General features: G+C 66.1%; 22 protein-coding genes and 4 tRNA genes. 10 read left to right on the top strand and 16 right to left on the bottom strand.

The window, feature by feature from the left end; genetic code table 11:
- Positions 1-8: 8 nt before the first annotated feature.
- Together AC1DFC_RS01570 and polA are read right to left on the bottom strand one after the other, a co-directional pair.
- Positions 9-1,283: a M20/M25/M40 family metallo-hydrolase gene (locus AC1DFC_RS01570; RefSeq protein ID WP_007831196.1), complete on the bottom strand. Its 1,275-nt coding sequence runs from the start codon at positions 1,281-1,283 to the stop codon at positions 9-11.
- Between the two features lie 41 nt (positions 1,284-1,324).
- The gene (gene polA, locus AC1DFC_RS01565; protein ID WP_478178600.1) at positions 1,325-4,141 is read right to left on the bottom strand and encodes a DNA polymerase I; all 2,817 of its coding nucleotides are present in this window, start codon (positions 4,139-4,141) and stop codon (positions 1,325-1,327) included.
- Between the two features lie 97 nt (positions 4,142-4,238).
- Between polA and AC1DFC_RS01560 the strand changes: the two genes are divergently transcribed.
- The 3 genes from AC1DFC_RS01560 to AC1DFC_RS01550 are packed head-to-tail and all read left to right on the top strand — an operon-like array spanning position 4,239 to position 6,564.
- Positions 4,239-4,610 (top strand): hypothetical protein, encoded by a 372-nt coding sequence (locus tag AC1DFC_RS01560; RefSeq protein ID WP_007831198.1) that lies wholly within the window; start codon positions 4,239-4,241, stop codon positions 4,608-4,610.
- Between the two features lie 58 nt (positions 4,611-4,668).
- Positions 4,669-5,727: a homoserine kinase gene (locus AC1DFC_RS01555; protein ID WP_413331359.1), complete on the top strand. Its 1,059-nt coding sequence runs from the start codon at positions 4,669-4,671 to the stop codon at positions 5,725-5,727.
- Between the two features lie 9 nt (positions 5,728-5,736).
- The gene (locus tag AC1DFC_RS01550) at positions 5,737-6,564 is read left to right on the top strand and encodes a BPSS1780 family membrane protein (RefSeq protein ID WP_007831200.1); all 828 of its coding nucleotides are present in this window, start codon (positions 5,737-5,739) and stop codon (positions 6,562-6,564) included.
- A gap of 38 nt (positions 6,565-6,602) precedes the next feature.
- Here the strand turns inward: AC1DFC_RS01550 and AC1DFC_RS01545 are convergent, their stop codons facing one another.
- Positions 6,603-9,017 (bottom strand): UvrD-helicase domain-containing protein, encoded by a 2,415-nt coding sequence (locus AC1DFC_RS01545; RefSeq protein WP_478178599.1) that lies wholly within the window; start codon positions 9,015-9,017, stop codon positions 6,603-6,605.
- A 206-nt stretch (positions 9,018-9,223) separates the two neighbouring features.
- On the opposite strand from AC1DFC_RS01545, the gene AC1DFC_RS01540 reads away from it, so the two are divergent.
- Positions 9,224-10,201 (top strand): GMP reductase, encoded by a 978-nt coding sequence (locus AC1DFC_RS01540; protein WP_007831202.1) that lies wholly within the window; start codon positions 9,224-9,226, stop codon positions 10,199-10,201.
- A 16-nt stretch (positions 10,202-10,217) separates the two neighbouring features.
- Here AC1DFC_RS01540 and AC1DFC_RS01535 read toward each other — a convergent pair whose 3' ends face one another.
- The gene (locus AC1DFC_RS01535; RefSeq protein WP_478178598.1) at positions 10,218-11,084 is read right to left on the bottom strand and encodes an alpha/beta hydrolase; all 867 of its coding nucleotides are present in this window, start codon (positions 11,082-11,084) and stop codon (positions 10,218-10,220) included.
- 88 nt (positions 11,085-11,172) lie between these two features.
- Between AC1DFC_RS01535 and AC1DFC_RS01530 the strand changes: the two genes are divergently transcribed.
- A tRNA-Ala gene (locus tag AC1DFC_RS01530) sits at positions 11,173-11,248 on the top strand.
- A 51-nt stretch (positions 11,249-11,299) separates the two neighbouring features.
- On the opposite strand, the gene AC1DFC_RS01525 is transcribed toward AC1DFC_RS01530, so the two are convergent.
- A complete protein-coding gene (locus tag AC1DFC_RS01525) occupies positions 11,300-12,007 on the bottom strand; it encodes an SDR family NAD(P)-dependent oxidoreductase (protein WP_007831205.1) in 708 nt (235 codons plus the stop codon).
- A 139-nt stretch (positions 12,008-12,146) separates the two neighbouring features.
- Here AC1DFC_RS01525 and AC1DFC_RS01520 point away from each other — a divergent pair.
- From AC1DFC_RS01520 to AC1DFC_RS01505, 4 genes are all read left to right on the top strand, one after another.
- Positions 12,147-12,222, top strand: a tRNA-Lys gene (locus AC1DFC_RS01520).
- Positions 12,223-12,700: 478 nt separating this feature from the next.
- Positions 12,701-13,153, top strand: coding sequence for a hypothetical protein (locus AC1DFC_RS01515; protein WP_413331363.1), 453 nt, complete (start codon positions 12,701-12,703; stop codon positions 13,151-13,153).
- A 129-nt stretch (positions 13,154-13,282) separates the two neighbouring features.
- Positions 13,283-13,594 carry a site-specific integrase gene (locus AC1DFC_RS01510; RefSeq protein WP_413331365.1) on the top strand — a complete coding sequence of 104 codons (312 nt, stop codon included), beginning with the start codon at positions 13,283-13,285 and terminating at the stop codon, positions 13,592-13,594.
- 540 nt (positions 13,595-14,134) lie between these two features.
- On the top strand, positions 14,135-14,305 hold the full coding sequence (locus AC1DFC_RS01505) for a hypothetical protein (protein WP_007831210.1): 171 nt from the start codon (positions 14,135-14,137) through the stop codon (positions 14,303-14,305).
- A gap of 92 nt (positions 14,306-14,397) precedes the next feature.
- Here the strand turns inward: AC1DFC_RS01505 and AC1DFC_RS01500 are convergent, their stop codons facing one another.
- The 4 genes from AC1DFC_RS01500 to AC1DFC_RS01485 form a co-directional block, all read right to left on the bottom strand.
- Positions 14,398-14,961, bottom strand: a complete 564-nt coding sequence (locus AC1DFC_RS01500) for an HNH endonuclease (protein WP_007831211.1) — start codon at positions 14,959-14,961, stop codon at positions 14,398-14,400.
- Positions 14,962-15,013: 52 nt separating this feature from the next.
- Positions 15,014-15,087, bottom strand: a tRNA-His gene (locus tag AC1DFC_RS01495).
- A gap of 28 nt (positions 15,088-15,115) precedes the next feature.
- Positions 15,116-15,322: a hypothetical protein gene (locus AC1DFC_RS01490; protein ID WP_007831213.1), complete on the bottom strand. Its 207-nt coding sequence runs from the start codon at positions 15,320-15,322 to the stop codon at positions 15,116-15,118.
- 42 nt (positions 15,323-15,364) lie between these two features.
- Positions 15,365-15,438 (bottom strand) — tRNA-Arg (locus tag AC1DFC_RS01485).
- A 723-nt stretch (positions 15,439-16,161) separates the two neighbouring features.
- On the opposite strand from AC1DFC_RS01485, the gene AC1DFC_RS01480 reads away from it, so the two are divergent.
- Complete coding sequence (locus AC1DFC_RS01480) at positions 16,162-16,554, top strand: hypothetical protein (protein WP_007831215.1); 393 nt, start codon at positions 16,162-16,164, stop codon at positions 16,552-16,554.
- A gap of 5 nt (positions 16,555-16,559) precedes the next feature.
- Here the strand turns inward: AC1DFC_RS01480 and AC1DFC_RS01475 are convergent, their stop codons facing one another.
- From AC1DFC_RS01475 to AC1DFC_RS01445, 7 genes are all read right to left on the bottom strand, one after another.
- Positions 16,560-17,021, bottom strand: coding sequence for an acyl-CoA thioesterase (locus AC1DFC_RS01475; RefSeq protein WP_007831217.1), 462 nt, complete (start codon positions 17,019-17,021; stop codon positions 16,560-16,562).
- A gap of 2 nt (positions 17,022-17,023) precedes the next feature.
- The gene (locus AC1DFC_RS01470; protein ID WP_007831218.1) at positions 17,024-17,557 is read right to left on the bottom strand and encodes a MarR family winged helix-turn-helix transcriptional regulator; all 534 of its coding nucleotides are present in this window, start codon (positions 17,555-17,557) and stop codon (positions 17,024-17,026) included.
- Positions 17,554-18,330, bottom strand: coding sequence for an SDR family NAD(P)-dependent oxidoreductase (locus AC1DFC_RS01465; protein ID WP_007831219.1), 777 nt, complete (start codon positions 18,328-18,330; stop codon positions 17,554-17,556). Before AC1DFC_RS01465 ends, AC1DFC_RS01470 begins: the two co-directional genes overlap by 4 nt.
- A 104-nt stretch (positions 18,331-18,434) precedes the next feature.
- Positions 18,435-20,024 carry an ATP-dependent acyl-CoA ligase gene (locus AC1DFC_RS01460; RefSeq protein ID WP_007831222.1) on the bottom strand — a complete coding sequence of 530 codons (1,590 nt, stop codon included), beginning with the start codon at positions 20,022-20,024 and terminating at the stop codon, positions 18,435-18,437.
- Entirely contained in the window at positions 20,014-20,745 is a 732-nt protein-coding gene (locus AC1DFC_RS01455; protein WP_007831224.1) for an ABC transporter ATP-binding protein, read from the bottom strand. The genes AC1DFC_RS01460 and AC1DFC_RS01455 overlap by 11 nt, the downstream gene beginning before the upstream one ends.
- Positions 20,746-20,827: 82 nt before the next feature.
- Complete coding sequence (locus tag AC1DFC_RS01450) at positions 20,828-22,615, bottom strand: branched-chain amino acid ABC transporter ATP-binding protein/permease (RefSeq protein WP_413313432.1); 1,788 nt, start codon at positions 22,613-22,615, stop codon at positions 20,828-20,830.
- Positions 22,612-23,667 (bottom strand): branched-chain amino acid ABC transporter permease, encoded by a 1,056-nt coding sequence (locus AC1DFC_RS01445; RefSeq protein ID WP_413313434.1) that lies wholly within the window; start codon positions 23,665-23,667, stop codon positions 22,612-22,614. The genes AC1DFC_RS01450 and AC1DFC_RS01445 overlap by 4 nt, the downstream gene beginning before the upstream one ends.
- Between the last annotated feature and the right edge of the window lie 19 nt (positions 23,668-23,686).

Raw genomic sequence — 23,686 nt, 5'->3', positions numbered from 1 at the left:
GGGCGGGTTCATTTCGCGCGCGCGATGTCCATGACCATGCGGGTGCCGAGGTACAGGCGCGGTTCGATCGAATCGATCAGCACGTATTCGGCATCGGCCGAGTGCGCGCCGAAGCCCTGCAGGCCGAAGCGCTCGATGACGGGCGCCTTGGTCTTCAGCGCCGCGAAGGCCGCGTCGGTGCCGCCGCCGGCGGCCTTGTCGTCGGCGCCCAGCGGCCGGCCGAGCTCGTCCTTGTAGATCTGCTGCGCATGGCGGGCCAGGGCGCGCGAGGCGTCGGTGGCTTCGAGCGGCGGACGGCGGCGCTCGAACTTCAGCTCGACCTTGGCCTCGGGAATGAGCTGCTTCTTCACGCGCTCGTTCACCTGCTGCTCGATGCGGTCGTAGTCGCTGACCTTCAGCACGCGCACATCGGCACCCGCTGTGGCGCTGGCCGGAATCACATTGCGGTTGCTGCCCGACTTGGAGATGGTCCAGTTCATCTTCAGTCCGGTGGCCGGATCGGACAGGTCGCGCATCTGCAGGATCTGGTGCGACAGCTCGTACAGCGCGTTCACGCCCAGCTCGGGTGCCGAGCCCGCGTGCGAGGCCTTGCCCGTGACGTGCAGCGTGACCGAGGCGATGCCCGCCGTGGCGAGCGAAAGCTTGTCTTCCTTCACATAGGCACCTTCGAAGGACAGCACCGCATCGTGCTCGCCGCCCATGCGCGTGATGAGCGCGCGCGCGCCGGGCGAACTGATTTCCTCGTCGCCGTTGATCAGCACGGTGAGCGTGCCGTACTCCTTGAATTTCATTGCCTGCAGCATCGACACGATGTGCGTGATGACCGCCACGCCCTGCTTGTCGTCGGCAATGCCCAGGCCGTAGGCCTTGTCGCCTTCGATGCGGAACGGCTGCTTGTCGAGCATGCCCACGGTGTAGACCGTGTCCATGTGCGCGATCAGCAGGATCTTCTTCTTGCCCGTGCCCTTGAAGGTGGCGCGCACCACGCGGCCGATCTTCTCGGGCGTGTCTTCCATGCGGTAGGCCTCGGCGCTCGGATCGATCAGTTCGACCTCGCCGCCCAGCGCCTTGAACTTCGCGGCGACGAGGTCGGAGATCTTTTCGAGCCCGTCGAGGTCGCGACTGCCCGATTCGATGGAGACCAGCTCCTTGAGCGTGTCGAGCAGCGCGGGCTTTTCCTTGGCGGCGAGCGCGGCGATGCGGGCGTCGGGCGCGGCAAAGGCGCAGCCCAGGAAGGCCGCGCAGGCGGCGGCGAGCAGGAATTGGCGATGCGGGAATTTCATGTGCTTGTGTGCTTCCTTCGTTGTCTCTTTTTCAGTACGCCTCAATGCGCCTTGTCCCAGTTGGGACCGACGCCGATCTCGGCCAGCAGCGGCACCTTCAGCGCGGCCACGCCGGCCATGAGACGCGGGATTTCGGTGCGCACCCATTCGATCTCCGCCTCGGGCACTTCGAACACCAGTTCGTCGTGCACCTGCATGATCATCCTGGTGCCGCGCTTCTCTTCGTCAAGCACGTTCTGTACCTTCACCATGCTGAGCTTGATGAGGTCGGCCGCCGTGCCCTGCATCGGCGCATTGATGGCCGCGCGCTCGGCGCCGCCGCGACGCGGGCCGTTGGGCGAGTTGATCTCGGGCAGGTACAGGCGGCGGCCGAACACGGTTTCCACATAGCCCTGCTCCTTGGCGAGCGCCTTGGTCTCGTCCATGTAGGCCTTCACGCCCGGGTAGCGCGCGAAGTAGCGCTCGATGTATGAGGCCGCGGCCTTGGTCTCGATGCCGAGGTTCTTTGCCAGGCCGAAGCTGCTCATGCCGTAGATCAGCCCGAAGTTGATGACCTTGGCATAGCGGCGCTGCTCGCTCGACACCTGGTCTGGCGTGGAGCCGAACACCTCCGCGGCCGTGGCGCGGTGCACGTCGATGCCTTCGGTGAAGGCGCGCAGCAGCGACTCGTCGCCGCTGATGTGGGCCATGATGCGCAGCTCGATCTGCGAGTAGTCGGCGCTGGCGATCACGCTGCCGGCGGGCGCCACGAAGGCCTCGCGCACGCGGCGGCCTTCGGGCGTGCGGATCGGGATGTTCTGCAGGTTGGGGTCGTTGCTGCTCAGGCGGCCCGTTACGGCCACGGCCTGCGCGTAGTGCGTGTGCACGCGGCCGGTGCGCGGGTTGGCGAGCTGGCCGAGCTTGTCGGTGTAGGTGCCCTTGAGCTTCGACAGGCCGCGGTGCTCGAGGATCTTGGCCGGCAGCGGGTAATCCTCGGCCAGTTTCTCGAGCACTTCCTCGTCGGTGCTGGGTGCGCCGCTCGGCGTCTTCTTGACCACGGGCAGGCCCAGTTTGGTGAAGAAGATCTCGCCGATCTGCTTGGGCGAACCGAGGTTGAAGGGCTGGCCCGCGATGTCGTAGGCCTCCTGCTCAAGCGCCATGATGCGCGTGCCGAGTTCGTGGCTCTGTGCGGCGAGCGTGGGTGCGTCGATCAGCACGCCGTTGCGCTCGACGCGGTAGAGCGCCTCGCTCGAATCCATTTCGAGCTGGTAGACGAAGCGCAGCTTTTCGTTCCTCTCCAGCTGGGGCCACAGCGTGTTGTGCACGTCGAGCGTCTGGTCGCTGTCCTCGCACGAATACTCGGCGGCCTTGGCGATGTCGACCTGGCTGAACGGGATCTGGTGCGCGCCCTTGCCGCACAGGTCTTCGTACGAAATGCCGCTGCGGCCGAGGTGGCGCTCGGCCAGGCTGGAGAGGCCGTGCGGCTTGTGCACTTCGAGCACATAGCTCTGCAGCATGGTGTCGTGCGCATAGCCCTGCACCTCGATGCCGTGGTTGGCGAACACATGGCGGTCGTACTTGATGTGCTGGCCGAGCTTCTTCTTCGCGCCGTTCTCGAGCCAGGGCTTGAGCCTGGCGAGCACCTCGTCGATGGGCAGCTGCTCCGGCGCATCGGGGTAGTTGTGGGTCAGCGGGATGTAGGCCGCTTCGCCGGGCGTGACGCTGAAGCTCACGCCGACGATCTGCGCGACCATCTCGTCGAGCGAGGTGGTTTCGGTGTCGATGGCCGCGAGTTCGGCGGCTTCGAGCTTTGCGAGCCAGGCGTCGAGCTGCGCCCAGGTCGTGATCGTGTCGTACTTGAGGTTGCTTGCGGGGGAAGCGGCCTCCAGAGCTTCGAGCCCGGAGGGTTCGTCGAACAAGCCGCCCTGGTCGCTATCGGCCCGGGAGGCGGCCTTCTTCTTGAGGCTCTCCTCGATCAGCTCGGGCGGCACTTCCTGCGCTTCGAGCGCCTTGACCAGACTCTTGAAGCCGAACCTCTCGTAGAAGGGCTTGAGCTCGGCGGTCTGCGGCGCACCGACGGGCAGCCCGTCCAGCGACGGAAGGCCGACAACGTGGCCATCGAGGTCGCAGTCGGTGCGAATGGTGACGAGGCGCCTGCTCAGCGGCAGCTTGTCGAGCGCCTTGCGCAGGTTTTCACCGGCCGCGCCCTTGACCTCGGTGGACCGTTCGATCAGTGCATCGAGCGAGCCGTATTCGAGCAGCCACTTGGCCGCCGTCTTGGGGCCGACCTTCTCGACTCCGGGCACGTTGTCGACCGAATCGCCGACCAGCGTCTGGTAGTCGATCATCAGGTTCGGCGGCACGCCGAACTCCGCCGTCACGCCCGCCACGTCGCGCTTCTTGCCGTTCATCGTGTCGATGATGGTGATGTGCTCGTCGACCAGCTGGCTCAGGTCCTTGTCGCCGCTGGACACGATCACCTCGACACCCTGCGCGGCGGCGATCTTGGCGAGCGTGCCGATGACGTCGTCGGCCTCCACGTCGGGCACGCTGAGCACGGGCCAGCCGAGCAGCTTCACCACCTCGTGGATGGGGTCGATCTGGCTACGCAGGTCGTCGGGCATCGGCGAGCGATTGGCCTTGTACTCGGGGTACCAGTCGTCGCGGAAGGTCTTGCCGGGCGCATCGAAGATGCAGGCCGCGTAATCCGCGCGCACCTCGCGGCGCAGCGCGGTCATCATGTTGATCATTCCCCGGATGGCGCCGGTCGCCGGGCTCTTGGAGTCGCCGGGCACGGCCCGCAGATCGGGCATGGCGTGGAAGGCGCGGTAGAGATAGCTCGAGCCATCGACGAGCAGCAGCGTTTTCTTGTCGGTCATCGGGCCATTTTGCCGTGCCCGCAGCAGCGCTCCGAACCACGACGGCACGAGGCTCCAGCCGACGCCCAAGGATCGGGGCCGCGCCTACAATCGATGCATGCCTAGCTCCACACTCCTGGTCGCCCGCCGCATCCTGCTGGCGCTGGCTTTCGCAGCCCCTTTTGCCGCCGTGCAGGCGCAGCAGCCCGCGTCTGCCCCCGCGGCGGCTCCGGCCAATTCGCTACAAAATCAGGAGCAGGCCAAAACCGAGGGCCGACGCAACCAGAAGGTCGAGAACATCCACACCGAGGACAGCGGCGCATCGGTCGACGAAGTCCGCTACGGCGGCCGCACGCAAAGCATCAACGTCAAGCCCAAGTCGAACGTGCCGGGCTACGAAGTGCTGCCCGCCGACGCCGCCACGGGGCGCCAGGGCTCGTCCGAAACGGGCGCCAATGGCCCCCGCGTCTGGAACGTGATGAAGTTCTGACCGTGCTGCACTCTTCCCTTTCCGTTTTCGAACCAGCAACCCGGCGCTGAGTACCGCCATGGCAGTTTTCACCGAAGTCGGTTTCGGCGAGGCAGACGCGCTCGTCCAACGCCTGGGCCTGGGCCCGCTGCGCGACCTGCGCGGCATCGAAGGCGGCATCGAGAACACCAACTACTTCGCGACCACCGAGTCCGGCGAGTTCGTGCTGACGCTGTTCGAGCGCCTGAGCGCCGGGCAGCTCCCTTACTACCTTTGCCTGATGCAGCACCTGGCGGCCGCCGGCCTGCCGGTGCCCGCGCCTGTGGCGGCGGCGGAGCCTGTCGCCGCCGAGAAGCCCAGGAAAAGCCAGCCTCCCGTACCCGCCGAAGCCTCTTGCGACCTGCTGCACATCGTGGCCGGCAAGCCCGCGGCGGTGGTGCAGAAGCTCTCGGGGCGCAGCGAACTGGCGCCCGGTGCGGCGCATTGCGCCGAACTGGGTGCGATGCTGGCACGCATGCACCTCGCGGGGCGCGACTACCCCCGCATCCAGCCGAACCTGCGCGGCCTGCCCTGGTGGAACGAGACGGTGCCGGTGGTGCTGCCGTACATCGAAGAGCCGCAGGCTGCCCTGCTGCGCGCCGAACTGGCCTACCAGAACCACGTCGCCGAATCGTCGGCCTATGCGGCCCTGCCGCGCGGCCCGGTGCATGCCGACATGTTCCGCGACAACGTGATGTTCGCGACCGATGGCGACGCCGGTGCCGCACCGCGCCTGACCGGCGTGTTCGACTTCTACTTCGCCGGCACCGACACCTGGCTGTTCGACCTGGCCGTATGCCTGAACGACTGGGCCATCGACCTGCCGACCGGCCGGCACGATGCCGGACGCGCCGATGCGCTGCTCTCGGCCTACGAAACCGTGCGAACGCTGAACGCCGCCGAACGCGCCCTGCTGCCCGCAATGCTGCGCGCCGCCGCGCTGCGCTTCTGGATTTCCCGGCTCTGGGACTTCCATCTGCCGCGCGAGGCGAGCATGCTCAAGCCCCATGACCCCGCGCACTTCGAACGCGTGCTGCGCGATCGCGCCACCTACCCGCATGCCATGGCACAGGCCTTCGAGCCGCTGCTGGCTGCCTGATCCACACACATGAAACTCAACCTCGTGCCGGCGCGAACCGGCGTCGAATGGGTCCGCCTCGGGCTCCGGAATTTCTGGCGGCAGCCGCTGGCCTTCGTCTCGCTGTTCCTTCTGTTCATGGCGGTGATTTCCAGCGTGTCGCAACTGCCGCTGGTCGGCAGGTTCCTTCCACTCATGCTGCTGCCGTTTTCCACGCTCGCCTTCATGGTCGCAGCGTCGGTGGCCGATTCCGCGTCCGGCAACGGCAACGCCACGGGCGACGTGAAAAAACCGACCGGCGCGCTCATGTTTCTGGCAGTGGCGCGTGCCATGCGGACGGAATGGCGTTCGCTGGTGGTGCTCGGCCTGATTTCCGCGGTGTATTTCTTCCTGACGGTGCTCGCGACGGCCGTTGTCGATGGCGGCCAGTTCGTGCGCAGCTACTTCCTCGGCGAAGCTCCTGCGAAGGAAGTGCTGGAAAGCAGCCGCTTCCAGGTGGCCAACATGCTTCAGCTGTGCCTCACGCTGCCGCTGGTCGCGGCGATGTGGCATGCCCCCGCGCTCGTTCACTGGCACAAGGTGGAGCCGGTGAAGAGCATCTTCTTCAGCCTGGTGGCGATGTTCCGGAATTTCAGCGCCTACGCGCTGTTCTGGCTCGTGTGGTGCGGCGTGGTCCTGATCAGCCTTGCCTGCGTGGCGCTGATCGCTACCGTCGTGATCGGGGTGGGCTCGCTGGGCTCGGATGCCGGCGCGATGGCCGTCGGCAACGTGTTGATGGTCGGCACGCTGCTGGCGCTCGCCGCCATGGCGCAGGCGTCGAACTGGTTCACCTTCCGCGACACCTTCAAGCCCGACTGAGCGCCGCAAGCGGCTGCTGCCCCCCCTTGGCGGCCGGCTCAGATCGGCGTGAGCTTGGCCACCGACAGCGCCAGCCACTTCACGCCATGCCGCGCGAACTTGACCTGCGCACGCGCATCGTCGCCCGTGCCTTCGAGCGCGGTCACCGTGCCTTCGCCGAACTTGTTGTGGAACACCTGCATACCTGAACGCAGGCCGTGCGACGGCGCGGTCTTCTGCGGCGGCACGGGTGGGCTGGCAAAAGTTTCCTTGTCGCGGCTGTTGCTGCCGCCGCCATAACCACCGCCGTAGCCGCCACCACCGCCGCGCGTGCTCGCGTAGCCGCCGCCATAGCCGAAGGCCGACGGCGTGAAGCCCTGGTTCTTGGGCGTGAGCCACTTGAGCGCGCCCTCGGGCAACTCGTCGAAGAAGCGGCTCTTGACGTTGTAGCGGGTCTGGCCGTGCAGCATGCGCGTCTGCGAATGGCTCAGGTAAAGGCGCTTGCGGGCACGCGTGATCGCCACGTACATCAGGCGGCGCTCTTCCTCGAGGCTCTCGAAGTCGCTCATCGAGTTCTCGTGCGGGAACAGGCCCTCTTCCATACCGGTGATGAACACGCAGTCGAACTCCAGGCCCTTGGCGGCATGCACGGTCATGAGCTGCACCGCGTCCTGCCCGGCCTGCGCCTGGTTGTCGCCCGATTCGAGGGCGGCGTGCGTAAGGAAGGCGGCCAGCGGGCTCAGGGTCTCGCCGGTTTCGGCGTCGGGCGCGAGCGGCTCGTCGACCACCGGGCGGGTCAGGTCGATGCCCTGGCTCGCGGGCGACTGGCGCAGCTCGTCGACCGGCAGCGCCACGGCGTCGCGGCCGAAGCCTTCCTGCGTGACGAAGCTCTCTGCCGCGTTCACGAGTTCCTCCAGATTCTCGATGCGGTCGGCGCCTTCGCGGTCGGCCTTGTAGTGCTCGACGAGGCCGCTGTGGTCGAGCACCAGCTCGATGATCTCACGCAGGCTCACACCCTGGGTTTGCTCGCGCAGCACGTCGATCTTGGCGACGAAGCCCGTGAGGTTCGCGCCGGCCTTGCCGCCGACCACGCTCACTGCATCGTGCAGCGAACGGCCGGCCGCGCGCGCCGCATCCTGCAGGGTTTCGAGCGTGCGCGCGCCGATGCCGCGCGGCGGGAAGTTGACCACGCGCAGGAAGCTGGTGTCGTCGTCCTTGTTCTCGAGCAGGCGCAGGTAGGCCAGCGCATGCTTGATTTCGGCGCGCTCGAAGAAGCGCAGGCCGCCGTACACGCGGTAAGGCACCGATGCATTGAAGAGCGCCGTTTCGATCACCCGGCTCTGCGCATTGCTGCGGTAGAGCACGGCCATCTCTTTTCGGTCGAAGCCATCGCGCACGAGCTGGCGCATTTCCTCGACCATCCACTGGGCCTCGGCGAGGTCGGTGGGCGATTCGTACACGCGCACCGGCTCGCCGGGGCCTTGGTCGGTGCGCAGGTTCTTGCCGAGGCGCTTCTTGTTGTGGCTGATGAGTTCGTTGGCCGAGTCGAGGATGTTGCTGTAGCTGCGGTAGTTCTGCTCCAGCTTGATCTGATGCGTGACGTTGAACTCGCGCACGAAGTCGGTCATGTTGCCCACGCGCGCACCGCGAAAGGCGTAGATGCTCTGGTCGTCGTCGCCCACGGCGATCACGCTGTTGCGGCCCGGCTCGAACTGGCCCGCGGCGGTGTTGCCCGCGAGCATCTTGATCCACGCGTACTGCAGGCGGTTGGTGTCCTGGAACTCGTCGATCAGGATGTGGCGGAAGCGCCGCTGGTAGTGCTCGCGCACCGGGTCGTTGTCACGCAGCAGCTCGTAGCTGCGCAACATGAGCTCGCCGAAGTCGACCACGCCTTCGCGCTGGCATTGCTCTTCATAGAGACGATAGAGCTCGACCTTCTTGCGGTCGTCGTCGCTGCGGACTTCGACGGCGTCGGGGCGCAGGCCGTCTTCCTTGGCGCCGGCGATGAACCATTGCGTCTGCTTGGCCGGGAAGCGCTCGTCGTCGACATTGAACTGCTTCATCAGGCGCTTGATGGCCGAGAGCTGGTCCTGCGTGTCGAGGATCTGGAAAGTCGACGGCAGGTTGGCCAGCTTCCAGTGCGCGCGCAGCAGGCGGTTGCACAGGCCGTGGAAAGTGCCGATCCACATGCCGCGCACATTGACGGGCAGCATCGCCGTCAGGCGCGTCATCATTTCCTTGGCGGCCTTGTTGGTGAAGGTCACGGCAAGGATGCCACCGGGGGAGACCTGCCCCGTCTGCAGCAGCCAGGCGATGCGGGTGGTGAGCACGCGCGTCTTGCCGGAGCCGGCGCCGGCCAGGATCAGCGCGTTGCCCTCGGGCAGCGTGACCGCGGCGAGTTGCTCCGCGTTCAGGTTCTGGAGCAGCGGCAGTGCTGGAGGGTGGGCGTCAGCCGCAGGATCGTGAAACAACATCCTGCGATTGTAGAAACCACTGCGTATGCGGGTTATATGAAGAATCGGAAGACCTGCCTTTGCGAGGCCGCGTAAAATCAATCACCGGGCCCAAGATTCTTGCGCCCGGTTTTTTGTGGGCGTCTTCTTGCAAGAACGTACCGCGAAAGCCGGCCGGACCAAGCGCTCATTCGTTCCTTTCAACGATTCCTTTCAGGAGCCTGGTCATGCAGATTTTCGATTACGACAACATCCTCCTCCTCCCGCGCAAGTGCCGCGTGGAGAGCCGCTCCGAGTGCGACACCAGCGTCACGCTGGGCGAACGCAGCTTCCGCCTGCCGGTGGTCCCCGCCAACATGAAGACGGTGGTCGACGAATCGATCTGCCTGTGGCTGGCGCAGAACGGCTACTTCTACGTGATGCACCGCTTCGACCTCGACAACGTGAAGTTCGTCAAGGAGATGCAAGGCAAGGGCGTGTTCGCGTCCATCTCGCTCGGCGTGAAGAAGCCCGACTACGACACCGTCGACCAGATGGTGGCGCAAGGCCTCGTGCCCGAGTACGTCACGATCGACATCGCGCACGGCCACGCCGACAGCGTGAAGAACATGATCGGCTACCTCAAGCAAAAGCTGCCGAAGGCCTTCGTGATTGCCGGCAACGTCGGCACGCCCGAAGCAGTGATCGACCTCGAGAACTGGGGCGCGGACGCGACCAAGGTCGGCATCGGCCCGGGCAAGGTCTGCATCACCAAGCTCAAGACCGGCTTCGGCACGGGCGGCTGGCAGCTGTCGGCGCTCAAGTGGTGCGCGCGCGTGGCGACCAAGCCGATCATTGCGGACGGCGGCATCCGCGACCATGGCGACATTGCCAAGAGCGTGCGCTTCGGCGCGTCGATGGTCATGATTGGTTCGTTGTTCGCGGGGCACGAGGAGTCGCCCGGCAAGACGGTCGAGGTCGATGGCGCGCTGTTCAAGGAGTACTACGGCTCCGCCAGCGACTTCAACAAGGGCGAGTACAAGCACGTCGAGGGCAAGCGCATCCTCGAACCCATCAAGGGCAAGCTGGCCGACACGCTGGTCGAGATGGAGCAGGACGTGCAGAGCTCGATCAGCTACGCGGGCGGGCGCGCGCTGATGGACATCCGCAAGGTCAACTACGTCACCCTGGGCGGAGACAACGCGGGCGAACATCTGTTGATGTAAGCCCGGGCACTGCCGGTCAGGCCTCGAGCAACTGCACCGCGTGCCGGTGCAGCGCGTGGGCCGGATCGGCGAGCGCATCGACCACGCCGAAGTGGTCGAGCCCTGGAAGCACCTCGCACACCGGCACGGTGTTGCGCCCCCACGCCTCGCGGATCATCGCGTTGTGGCGGATGAACTCCTCGCTCTCCTCGCCGCCTGCAACTGCGTAGAGCTGCCCACGTTTCGGTGCTGGCCACAGGGCGGGGCTGGCGCGCAGGGCGTCCGCGTCGCTCAGCTTCAGTGTGTTTTCAAGGAACGGCGTGCGCTGCAGCGGGCGAAGGTCGTAGAGGCCCGAGATCGACAGCGCATTGCGCACGAGCAGCGCAGGCAGGTCGGAGGCGACCGCTTTCCAGTCGCAGGCCAGCAGCGCCGCCGCCATGTGCCCACCAGCCGAATGGCCAGCGACGGTGATCCGCGAGGGATTGCCGCCATGGGCCGCGACGTGGCGCCATGTCCACTCGAGCGCACGCACCATCTGCAGCAGGATGCCGGGCACCGTGACGGGCCGCCGCGGCGTGCCGGGACACAGCGCGTAGTTGGGCTGGACCACGCAGATGCCGCGGTCATTGAACGCGGGCGCGATGAAGGAATGGTCTTTCTTGTCCATGGCGCGCCAGTAGCCGCCGTGGATGAAAACCAGCACGGGAGCGTCGGGCACGGGTGCCGGAAAGATGTCGAGCGTTTCGTTCACGCTCTGGCCATAGGGCACGTCGATCCGCGCGGGCAAGGCCTCGCGCACCGCGGCGGATTCACGTGCCCAGCGCTCGAAGTAGGCGGGGTGGTCCTTGACCCGTGCGAGGTTGTTGTACATGCCCTCCAGCCAGGCGGGATCGAACGGGGCCATGCGCTTTTTCTCCGTGTTTTGCGAGGCGCGCATCTTGGCACGCCAGCGTGCGCCGAGACGGAGTTTTGGTTAAAATTCGGCTTGTGTTGGGGGGGTAGCTCAGCTGGGAGAGCGCCGCGTTCGCAATGCGGAGGTCGGGAGTTCGATCCTCCTCCTCTCCACCAACCGACACAGAAAAGGCCTTGGCATCTGCCAGGGCCTTTTCTTTTTCCGGCTCAGGTATCCAGCGTCAGATGCTGTCCATGCAGCGCCGCAGCCGCCGGCGATGCGAGGAAGCCAATGGTCTGCGCCGCGACCGAGGTAGACACCCAGTCGGCCGGGTTTGCATCGGGCATCGCCTGCCGGTTGGCTGGCGTATCGAGCACGCTGGGAGCCACGCTGTTGATGTTGACGCCGTGCGGCGAAGCCTCGGCTGCCATGGCTTCCACCAGGCGCTGCAGCGCACTCTTCGAAGCGATGTACGCGGCCATGGCCGGCACGCCGCGTGCCGCGACCTTCGCCGTCACGGCGATGACGCTGCCGGCGCGGCGCGCGATCATCGAGGGCAGCACCGCCTGCGTCACGGCGACGAACGACCATGCGTTGAGATTCATCATCCGGTCCCAGCTCGCGCGCGTGAGTGCATGCGTCGCTTCGCCCATTTCGAATCCGCCCGCGATGTGGACCAGTGCGTCGATGCGGCCGAAGGACTTGAGCGCCTGCTCCGCAAGGGCGGCCATCTCGGAGGTGGAAGTCACGTCGCCCGCCAGCAAGAGATGCTGCGAGTTGTCCAGGCCCGGAAAGACTTCAGCAAGACGGCCCGCATGGTGGTCGACCAGCGCCAGGCGCGCGCCCTGGTCGATGAAATGCTGAGCGACGGCGCGGCCCAGTGCGCCAGCGGCGCCGGTGATCAAGACATGGGGCGTGGTGTTCGCATCGTTCATCGAAATTCTCCTGGTTGAAGGGCCCTACCCTCTCGGGCGTGGTGAATCCTAACGCTGCGGCCACAAATTTTTTGGCCATGCAGAAATTCTGGGATATACTCGTGGTCTTGCCAGAAAACACCAAACGTTTTCAACGCAAGGGCTCTTAGCTCAGTTGGTAGAGCAGCGGACTCTTAATCCGTAGGTCGAGTGTTCGAGTCACTCAGGGCCCACCACCAACACTGGAAACTGCGCGGCTTCCGCGCTGTTTCTTAAGGAGCACTGTTCCGCAAACGCCGAACGTGTTCCGCAAAACAGAAAAACCTCCCGTCGAAAGACTGGGAGGTTTTTTCTTTTTCAGCCAGAGTATTCGGTGAAGCCGATGAGCGCTTGGCGCCGAAGCACCGCAGCTGGGTAGGATGACCAAGTCCGCGTCATTCGCCTGAAGTCCATGGCAGAACCGACAAAGGGACTCCATCAAGCCTCGGCGGGGAGGCTATGCCTTGATCTGCGCAACATCTCAACACGCGTAAAGAACGCAACCAGATGAGCTGCGAGCGCGCTCGCTCCTTCTTCGCTTGCTGAAGCCCGGATGCCGGCCCGCGCACATGCCGCTCCAAGTCCTACATCCGGGCTCGCTTTGGCAGAGCAGAACTTTGACGCTCGGCGCTGACTCGCGCATCGCGACGGTCAAGCTCGGCAAGGAGAATCGAAATGAACCTCACACGACGTCTTCTGACTACCGGCCTCGCCCTTTCCGGCGTATTCGGCTTCATCGATGCGAGCTTCGCCAAGGGAAAGCATCACCACCACAATGGCGCGAAATTGGTGGGCGACAAGCTCAAGAGTAACGGCCAGCATGTCATCGACAAGAGCGGGCCGCACACGGTCTCCGTGGACATCAAAGACACAAAAATCGCTGCGTTCCACGTCAAGCATGCAAACAAGGGCGACCTGCCGGTCAAGAAATACAAGACGAACAAGAAGATGGCCCGGGCGGACGGAATGCAATACGCCACCTTCATCCACGTTCAAGACACGTACCTGGGAATGACATACATCGGGTACAGCTATGTCGACGACTATGGCGACGAGCAGATCTACTGGTATCCCTACGACATGATCCTGGACGGGGACACCGGTGCGGTCGAGTACGTGGCCGTCTGAACCCGACGCTCAGGCTGGTCATTCTGCGTGGTCGCTGCGGTTCGCGCTGCGCCTAGCCCATATCACCGGCCAGCGGCCCGCCGACGTGCTCGGCATGAGCAAGGACCACATCCGCGGCGAGTACCCGCGGTGCACCAGGGCAAGACACAGACGAAGCTGCGGATCGTGGTCGAAAACGCGCTGGAAGAGCTGATCGAAGAAATCCGCGTGTTCAAGGCGGCTAGGCCAAAGCAGTCGGCCCCGCTGCTGGCGAACGAGCGCGGCGCCCCGATGACGGCCGCGATGCTGCGCAAGCGCTTCGACAAGGCCCGCAAGAGCGCGGGGATCGACATCACCACGTTCCAGTTTCGCGACCTGCGCGCGAAAGCGGCAACGGACACCGACGAGTCAGCCGTCGAGTGTTCGAGTCACGCAGGGCCCACCACCAACACCGAAAAATAGCGCGTTCTTCGCGCTATTTTTTTGTCAAAGCCTCCTCACGGTCCACGCGAGGAGGCTTTTTCTTTGGCTCGCCGGCCCCAGGAAGTAGCCCCTGCCGTGCGATCCAATCGGCGACGCAGCGTTCGAGCAGATCGTGCCGCTCACCCACCTCGGCCATCAGGTACTGGCCACCCGATTGATGCACTGCCAGAGCTGCATTGCAGAAGCACAGCGACCCCGGCGCTCAAGTGCACGCGTCAAACCTTCGAGGAAGATTTCCTTTCTCATGCGGGAATATTTCACGATTTGTGCGTCACTTACAAGCTGCTCCGGGTTCAACCTGCAATAGGTCCCCATCCGGCATGGCATCTTGTACCGGCTGTCACGCAGCACAACAACAATGACACAGGGAAATCACTTCGAAGCCATAAAGCTCGTTCAACCCGCTCAGGCGGGTATTTTTTTTGTCCAGCCGCAGCCAAGGTCGACAACGATGTTCGGAGGCCACAGGATGCAGCCAGGCCCCGACCGCGCCTTCACGCGTGAGCTATATTTCCTCTCATGGAAAAGGCGTCCGACATAGGCAAACCCACCGTCCCCATCGACCTGATCGGGCCGGACCACTGGCCCCGCTCGAAACGCGGTTCGGGTCGTGCCACCAAGGTGATTCTCGCCATCGCGAGTGGCTTGGCGGCCGCCGGCCTGATCGCCTATCGTCTCTTCGGACGCTGAACACCGGCGCCTCACACTTACAAAAGCCCGCCGCCTGGGAGACAGGCAGCGGGCTTTTTTCATGGACAAAGACCAGGATCGCAGCCCTGCCCTCACTGAAGCCGCGAGCCCTTGGGCAGCCGCTTTGCCAGCCACTCGTGCACATCCACACGGATGTTGCGTCCTTCGAGCAGGAAGTTCTCGTAGCGGTTCGGCACATAGGGCAGATAGACCAGTGGCATGCCCGCCTCCTCCGGCGTGCGCGCTGCCTTGCGGTTGTTGCAGACCCCGCATGCGCTCACGAGGTTGGTCCAGGTCCACGGACCTCCGCGGGACTCGGGCAGCACGTGTTCGCACTGCAGTTCGCGCTCGTGGAACACCTCGCCGCAGTAGGCGCAGGTGTGGCGGTCGCGGCGCAGCAGTTTGCTCTTGGTGACGCTCGGAATCACGTCGAAGAGGTTGATCTTCGACGCACCGCGCAGCGCAACGATCGGCGCCACGTCGATGCGCGACTGCACGCCGCGCGCCACGTTGAAGCCGCCGCGCAGCGTGGCGAGCGGCAGGCCGCCGTCTTCCCATGCGACCGAGCCGGTCGCGTAGTGCAACACCGCCTGCTCCAGCGAAATCCAGGCTTGCGGCGTGCCCTGGATATCGAGTTGCAGGACGTGGGGATGCATGTCTCGCCTCCTTTTGCGGCGATGGTTGTTGATGAGGTCGAATGAAACGAAGTGGGGTGCACGAACGGGATCGAACCGTCGTCAGCGGGACCACAACCCGCGGCTCTGCCATTGAGCTACGCGCACCATGAAAAACAAGGAACAGGCGGCCGGCCTACCATTCGCCGACTGCGCGAACGCGCTGGTCGGGATCGAGTCCCTCCGGCAGCGGCTCGCGCCCCGCGGAGTCCGCCGCGCATTCGCCTGTGCGACGCGCGTCGACGGCAATGCCGAAACTGCGGGCCAAGGCCATCATCATGCGGTTGCGTGGCTGTGCCGGACGCACGGTGATCATCCGGATCGGGGTATTGCGCTTGCGCATGGTGGCTCCTTGGTTGGCGTGACAGCTCGAACAAAAAAAAGGCCCCACGTGCACGACTCGAACGTGCAACCCCTTGCTTCGTAGGCAAGTGCTCTGATCCATTGAGCTAACGCGGGTCGAAAACAAAAGTGTCCGGCTACGGGTTCCGGCGCCGCCCAATCTTTGCGGCCGGTTTCCGCGGGAGGGCCATCTGCATGGCCCGGTCCCGCTCGGGTTCGGTGGTTCGAAAAAAACGGTGTCCCGCTTTCCATTTCGGTTGTGTCCTCACGCGACGGACAGCGCGCTGGGCGCTGTCCCGTACGACGTCGCTGCACAGGAGTGATCGGTTCCTGCACATCCCGCCAGACCGTCTACGCGGTGGGCTCTGGCGGTGTGGTGAAGGCACACCCGAAATGGCAAACAAGCACGACAGACAAAACAAAAAGGCCCGGAACCTTGCGGTTTCCGGGCCTCTGCATGAGAGAGCTTGGAAGGTGTGCGCCTACGCGCAACCTCCACCCGGTAGCACTTGATCCTCGACTTTTCCAACGCGCAGGCTGGCTGCGGCTTTCGTGGAATACACGTGGTTCTGGTGCTGGTTCGGTCGGATCGACAGCATGCTGTCCAAACCACCGCACGACCAGACGCGCACGAGCGATCGGCCCAAGGCGGGTCGAATGCTGGTGAGGTTCAAGGCGGTGTTCACGATGGTTCCTGAGTCAAAAAATTGCCGCTGTCGGCTGTAAAGGGTTGGACAAAAGGGACGGCCTGGGCCGCGAATGAAGGCAACTGTAAATAGTGTTTACGACGGCGTCAACAACCGGGACAATCTTTTCTTGTCTTGTTGTTGTTTTTGAACAGTGCCCAATATCACCGTCGCGCGCCGCCGCAATGCCCTTGCGTTGCACCGCCGCTTTCTCGAAGAGGCCATCGCCGCGGGCCTGCCAGCCAAGGGGCTGGACCAGGCGTTTGCGAAGAAGCTCGAAATTTCTCCGAGCATGTGGAGCCAGATCAAGAGCTCGCGGCCCATCGGCGACAACCTGGCACGGCAGATCGAACGGCATTGCAGCGTCGAGCCCGGCTGGCTCGACGAAGAAGACCGCCTCAGCGAAGTACCCGATGCAGCGGAAGAGCGCTTCATTGCGGCCGCGCGCAACGCATGGCGCGCCGCCAATGCCAAGGGAAAGAAGGAGCTCGGCGGCTGGCTGAAGAAGCGCGCGCAGGACGCGGCGGGCAGCGAGCCCGCCCCCTAGGACGCTCAGCCCAGCTCGGGCGCGTTGCGCAGGATGGCTGCGCGCATGTCGTCCGGAATGGCGACGGCGCGATGGGTTTCGAGCGACGTGGTCACGAGCACCTGCTGCATCTGCATGCGCAGTTCTCCGGTCGCCGGCTCGAAGCAGCGCACAAGCAGCGTCATCGAGCGCGACCCCAGCCGCTGCACGGTAAGGCCGAGCGTGACCTGGTCGCCCATGCGGCTCACCGCACGGAAGTCGGCTTCGAGCTTCACGGTGGGCAGGCCAATGCGCCGCACGGCCACCAGCCCGTGGTAGCTGAGCCCCAGGCCCTCGTTGACCCAGTCTTCGACGAGCCCGTTGAGCATCACGAAGTACTGAGGGTAGAAAACGATGCCCGCCGGGTCGCAGTCCGAGAAGCGGATCAGCCGCGCGCGGCGGAACTCGCTGCCCTGGGCCGGGAGATCGACAGGGGTGGCCGCGCTCATGCTCAGCCCTCCTCGGCCGGCGGCTCGCCGCGCATCACGTGCACACGCAGCAAGCCCAGTTGGGTGTGCATCTGCTTGACGGTCTTCATGTCGAGCCCCGAGAACATCTCGAGGATCCATTGTTCGTGCTCGCTCGCCATCGTCTCGAAGGTGCGGCGCCCTGTCGGCGTGAGGCTCACGATCCACGCGCGGCGGTCGTCGGGGCTGGGCGCGCGGGCCACCATGCCTTCGCGCTCGAGTTCGTCCGTCAGGCCTGTGACGTTGCCGCCGGTCACCATGAGGTAGCGCGAGAGCACGCGCATCTTGAGCCCGTCCTTGTAGCGATGGAGCTGCGCCATGTAGTCGAAGCGCGCGAGCGAGATGCCGAAGCGCTCGCGCAGCCGGCGCCGGATCTCGGCCTCGATCTGCGTGGTGCTGGCCAGCATGCGCAGCCAGAGCTTGAGCATCGCGTGGTCCTCGTGGCCCGCGCGGGCTTCGTGGCCCAGTTCCTCCGCATCGCTCAGCACCGCGTGCGAGGCATCGTTGTCGCGCGTCATGTCACCTCTCCCCCTGAAACCGAGATCGACTGGCCGGTGACCGACGCAGCGCCCGTGCCGCACAGCCAGCGCACCGCATCGGCGACTTCGGCCGGCTGCACGATGCGCCGCTGCGGATTGACGCTGGAGAATTCGGCCAGCGCGTCGGCCTCGCTGCGCCCGGTCTTGCCGACCACGTTGGCGACGCTGTTGCGCAGGATGTCGGTGTCGGTGTAGCCCGGGCATACGGCATTCACCGTGATGCCCTTGCGCGCCACTTCGAGCGCCAGCGAACGCGTGAGCCCGACCACACCATGCTTGGCCGCGGTGTAGGCCGACACGTAGGCGTAGCCCTTCTGCCCCGCCGTGCTGGCGATGTTGACGATGCGGCCCCAGCCCGCATCGAGCATGTCGGGCAGCGCAGCCTGCGCGCACAGGAAGCTGCCGGTGAGGTTCACCGACAGCATGCGCTGCCAGAGCTCGAACGAGGTCTTGAGGAAAGGCGCGCTCTCGGCGGCACCCGCGTTGTTGACGAGCACGGCAACAGGGCCGCGCGCTGCTCGGGCCTCTGCGAAGGCCGCCTGCACCGCCTGCGGATTCGCCACATCGGCTGCAGCCACGCCATGCCCGCTGCCCGCGAGCGAATCGGCCACACGCTTCAGCGCTTCGCGGTCACGCCCCAGCAGCGTCAGAACGGCGCCTTCGGCGGCCAGGGTGCGCGCGATCTCCGCGCCGATGCCGCGCGCCGCGCCCGTGACGAGTGCATGGCGGCCGGTCAGTGAATTTGATTGCATACCTGAATGTTTTAGTTCTGAATCATTTTAGCGAAATGTACCGGCGAAGCTGTCAGCGCATGAAACAGCCGGAAAGAAGGAACGCGTTGCGTCTGCCGGGAGCCTCAGGCCCTTGCGGGCCGGCCGTCCCAGGTCTGCGGACTCACGCCGCGCTCGCGCAGCTTGAACTTCTGCACCTTGCCGTTTTCGGTGCGCGGCAGGTCGGCCAGCACGTCGATGTAGCGCGGCACGGCGAAGTAAGGCAGCCGGCTTTCACAGAAGCGCACGAGTTCGGCCGGGTCGATCGGCACGCCGTCGCGCGCCACCAGCGCGGCCATCACCTCGTCCTCGGCCAGTTCGGATTGCACCGGGTACACCGCGCACGAAGCCACGCCCGGATGGCTCAGCAGCACCTGCTCGACCTCGAACGACGAGATGTTCTCGCCGCGCCGGCGAATCGCGTCCTTGATGCGGTCGACGAAGCGGAACGCACCGTCGGCGTCCTGCACCACGCGGTCGCCGGTGTGGAACCAGAGATTGCGCCAGGCCTCGACCGTCTTCTCCGGCATGTTGAAATAGCCGCTCGCGAAGGCATGGGGCTCGTCCGCGCGCAGCAGCAGTTCGCCGGCCTCGCCGGGTGGCAGCGCCGCATCGCCTTCGTCGGCCACGCGCGCCTGGAAGCCTGGGCGCAGCCAGCCCATGACACCGCCGCGCGGCGAATCCGGCGCGGTCGCGATGGCGAAATTGGTTTCGGTCGAGCCGTAGCCTTCGAGCAGTTGCACGCCGGTGCGCGCCTTGAATGCGGCACCTGCGGCGGACGGCACGCCGGGCCCGAGGCCGATGCGCACCCGGTGATCGCGTTCGCCAGGCCCTTCGGGCTGCGCGAGCAGGATCGGCACCATTGCGCCCAGCAGGTAGACCACCGTCGCCCCGCTCGCGCGCATCGCCGGCCAGAAGCCCGAGGCCGAGAAGCGCGGCGCGAACACCACCTCTGCGCCCGTCAATGCGGCCTGCGCGAAGGTGTTGAGCGCATTGATGTGAAAGAGCGGCAGCGTGGTGCACAGCACGTCGTCGACGCCGACTCCGAGCACCTCCGCGCTGCTCACGCCCCACCAGAAATACTGCGCATGCGGGCAGACGACGCCCTTGGCTGGCCCCGTCGTACCGGAGGTGTACAGAATCGCGAGCGGGTCGCCAGGTTGCACCGCTGCGGGCGCCAGCGCCTCACCGCCCTCGGGGTAAGGCGTTACGCGCACGCCCTGGGGCGCCTGCCAGCCGGAGGACTCCGCCTCGCCCACCACCCAGACCTCGCGCAACGCGGTGCGCGCCAGATCCGCCGTCGCGAGCCGCTCAAGAAAACCCGCCTCGATCACCAGCAGTTTCGCCTGGCTGTTCGCGAGGAAGTATTCGATCTGCGGCCCCATCGACGCGGTGTTGACCGGCACCATCGACGCACCCAGCCAACCCGCGCCGAGGAAGCTTTCGAGAAACTCGATGCGGTTGCCGCACATCACGGCGAAGCGGTCGCCGCGCACCACGCCGGCCGCGGCCAGCGCACCGGCGCGAACGGCTGCAGCCTGCGCAGCGTCGCGATGCGTCCACTCGTCGCCACCGATCCGAAGCAACGGACGCGAGCCGAACAGCCCGGCCTGCCGCTGCAGCATCGCCGGCAAGGTGCGCTGCACGGGCGGCACAGCCCGCGGGTCACTCGTCATCGTGCGTGCCTCCACCGAGATAGGTCGCCTGCACGCGCGGATCGCTCGCCAGCTCGGCCGAGGCACCCGACAGCGCGATCTCGCCGGTCTCCAGCACATAGCCTTCGTCCGAGCTTTCTAGCGCGGCGCGCGCGTTCTGCTCGACCAGCAGGATCGAGACACCGTCTTCGCGCAGCTTGCGCACGATGGTGAGGATGTCGCGCACGATCAGCGGCGCGAGGCCGAGGCTCGGCTCGTCGAGCATCAGCAGGCGCGGCGCCGACATCAGCGCGCGCCCCACCGCGAGCATCTGCCGCTCGCCGCCCGAGAGCGTGTCGGCGCGCTGCGAACGCCGTTCGGCCAACCGCGGAAATCGGTCGTACACCGACTGCAGCCGCTTCTTCATCGCATCGCCGCGCAGCCGCTTGGCATAGGCGCCGAGCTGCAGGTTGTCGAGCACGGTGAGTTCGCCGAACAGCTCGCGCTTCTCGGGCACGAGGCACAGGCCGCGCTCCACGCGCGCTTCCACGTCGAGCCCCTGCAGGTCTTCGCCCTCGAAGCGCAGCGTGCCCTTGCAAGGCAGCAGACCCATCGCGGCCGCCAGCAGCGTGGTCTTGCCCGCGCCGTTGGGACCGATTACCGAAATGATCTGACCCGGCTGCAGGTCGAGCGACACGCCGCGCACCGCCTCAACCTGCCCGTACGACACGTGCAGATCGCCAATCTCCAGCATCGCGGTCATTTCGCTACCCCCAGGCTTGTCACTTCGTGTACTTCTCCTACCCCCTGAAGGGGGCCCGCGCCTTCGGGCGGCCGTGCGGCGCTCATACAACACTCCCCAGGTAAGCCGCCTGCACCCGCTCGTCCGCGCGCACCGCCGACGGCACGCCCTCCACGAGCTTGGAGCCGAAGTTCATCACCACCAGCCGGTCCACCAGTTTCATCACGAAGTCCATGTCGTGTTCGACGATCAGGATGGTCACGCCCTCCTCGCGCAGCTTGCGCAGCAGGTCGCCGAGCGCCATCTTTTCCTTGCGGCGCAGGCCGGCGGCGGGCTCGTCGAGCACCAGCAGCACCGGGTCCGCGGCCAGCGCGCGCGCGATTTCCAGAATGCGCTGCGTGCCCAGCGGCAGGCTGCCCGCCAGCTCGTGCGCGCGGTCGCCCAGGCCGATGCGGTCGAGCTGGCGCTGCGCCTCCTGCAGGATCTGGCTTTCTTCCAGGCGGTCGAGCCGCAGCCCCGCCTTCAGGATGCCCGAGCGCGTGCGCGAATGCGCGCCCAGCGCCACGTTGTCGAGCAGGCTCATGTGCGGGCGCAGCTTCACGTGCTGGAAAGTGCGCGCCAGCCCCAGCCGCGCCACCTCGCGCTGCGGTTTGCCTGCGATGTCGTGCGCCAGGAAGCGCACCTGGCCCGCGCTCATCGGCAGCGTGCAGGTCAGCAGGTTGAACATGGTCGACTTGCCCGCGCCGTTGGGCCCGATCAGCCCGACGATCTCGCCGGCCTTCACGTCGAAGCTCACGTCGTTGACGGCCACCAGCCCGCCGAAGCGCTTGACCGCACCGTTCACCGACAGCACCTGCGAGCCGCGCTCGGGCAGCGTGCGGTGAGGCAAGGGATCGACCGGCGGGGCCTCGTGGCGCGAAGGCTCCTGCGAGCCGCTGCGCCGGTGCGTCCAGCGGCGCAGCAGGCCCATCACGCCGCCGCGCGCGAAGTGCAGCAGCAGGATGAAGAGCGCGGCGAATGCCACCGCCTCGAGCTGGCCGGCGCGCTGCGTGAGCATCGGCAGCACGTCCTGCAGGCCGTTCTTCAGCACCAGTACCAGCGCGGCGCCCACCAGTGCGCCCGCCAGCTGGCCGAGCCCGCCGGCCACGGCCATCAGCAGGTACTCGATGCTCGCGCGCACGTCGAAGGGCGACGGGCTCACGAAGCGGTTCATGTGCGCGTAGAGCCAGCCCGCCAGCCCCGCGAACAGCGCGGCCGTGACGAACAGTGACAGCCGCACGCGGTAGGCATCCGCCCCCACGCTCGCCAGCAGCGTGGCACCGCCGCGAAGCCCGCGAATCGCGCGCCCCGGCCGCGACTGCAGCAGGTTGTGGCTGAACAGGCAGGCCAGCCCGACGACCACCCAGATCAGGTAGTACATCGAACGCGGATCGGCCAGCGACCAGCCCGCGACCTGCAGCGGTGGAATGTTCGACAGGCCCGTGTGCCGCCCAAGCGCATCGACATTGCCGAACAGCATTGCGATCGACAGTCCCCAGGCGATGGTGCTGAGCGGCAGGAAGTGCCCGCCCAGGCGCAGCGTGAGCATGCCGATGGCCAGCGCCGAGAGGCCGGTGAGCAGCAGCGCGAACAGCAGCCCGATCCACGGCGACATGCCCTGCGTGGTCGTGAGCCATGCCGTGGCGTAGGCTGCGATGCCCACGAAAGCCGCCTGCCCAAACGAGGTCGCGCCGCCCACGCCGGTGAGCAGCACGAGGCCCAGCGCCACCAGCGCGCCGATGCCGATGTCGTTGAGCAGCGAGACCGTGAAGCTCCCCGCCACCACCGGCACCAGGGCCAGCACGACCACCACCGCGGCGATCCACGTCATGCGTTTGCGGTTGGCGCTCATTGGTCCACCTCGTCTTCTTCCTCTTCGGCATGCGTGGCCATGAAGGAGCGCAGCATGAGCACGGGGATCAGCAGGCTGAACACGATCACGTCCTTCAGCGCACCGCTCCAGAACGAGGCGAAGCTTTCCACCACGCCGACTGCGAGTGCACCCACCGCAGTCATCGGGTAGCTCACGAGCCCGCCGATGATCGCGGCCACGAAGGCCTTCAGGCCGATGATGAAACCCGAGTCGTAGTACATGGTCGTCACCGGTGCAATCAGCACGCCGATCAGCCCCGCCAGCAGCGAGGCGCATCCGTAGGCCAGCAGTGCGGTGCGCACCGGCCGGATGCCGACCAGCCGCGCGCCCACGCGGTTGACCGCCGTGGCGCGCAGCGCCTTGCCGGCCACCGTGCGCTCGAACACCAGGAAGAACAGCCCGCTCAGCACGATGGCCGCGCCCACCATCAGCACCACCTGGCCGCTGACCGTGAAGCCGTCGCCCAACGTGAACACGGCGCTGGTGAGCGGCGTGGTGCGGGAGCCTTCAGGTCCGAAGAACAGCAGGCCCAGGCCAGACAGCAGGAAGTGCAGCGCCAGCGACACGATCAGCAGCACCAGCACCGAGGCGTCGGCGATCGGCTGGAACACCACGCGCGCCAGCAGTGGTGCGATGGGCACCACCAGCAGCACGGCCACCGCGATGTGCACCGCGACCGGCACGCCGGGCCGCGCCGCAAGCCACGCGAGCACGCAGGGAATCGCGGGCAGCACGCCCCACATCAGCACCGCCTTGGGAATGCGTGCAGCCTCGCCGCGCCGCAACAGGCTGCCGATTTCCGTTGCCAGCGCCAGGGCAGCGAGCACGGCGACCATGCCTATGGTCGGCGGGACGCGGCCGGTCTCGAAGGCCGCGAGCGACAGCGCCGCAAAGGCCGCGATGTCGCCGAAGGGCACGAACACCACGCGCGTGACGGAAAAGATCAACACCAGCCCCAGGCCGGCCAGCAGGTAGACGGCACCGTTGGCCAGGCCGTCGGTGAGGAGAATGAGCGCCACGTCCCAGGTCATCGCGCGGCCCTCCGGAAAA

It is taken from the genome of Variovorax sp. 10L421 (assembly GCF_056395365.1).
This window is presented reverse-complemented; position numbering and strand designations above follow the sequence as displayed.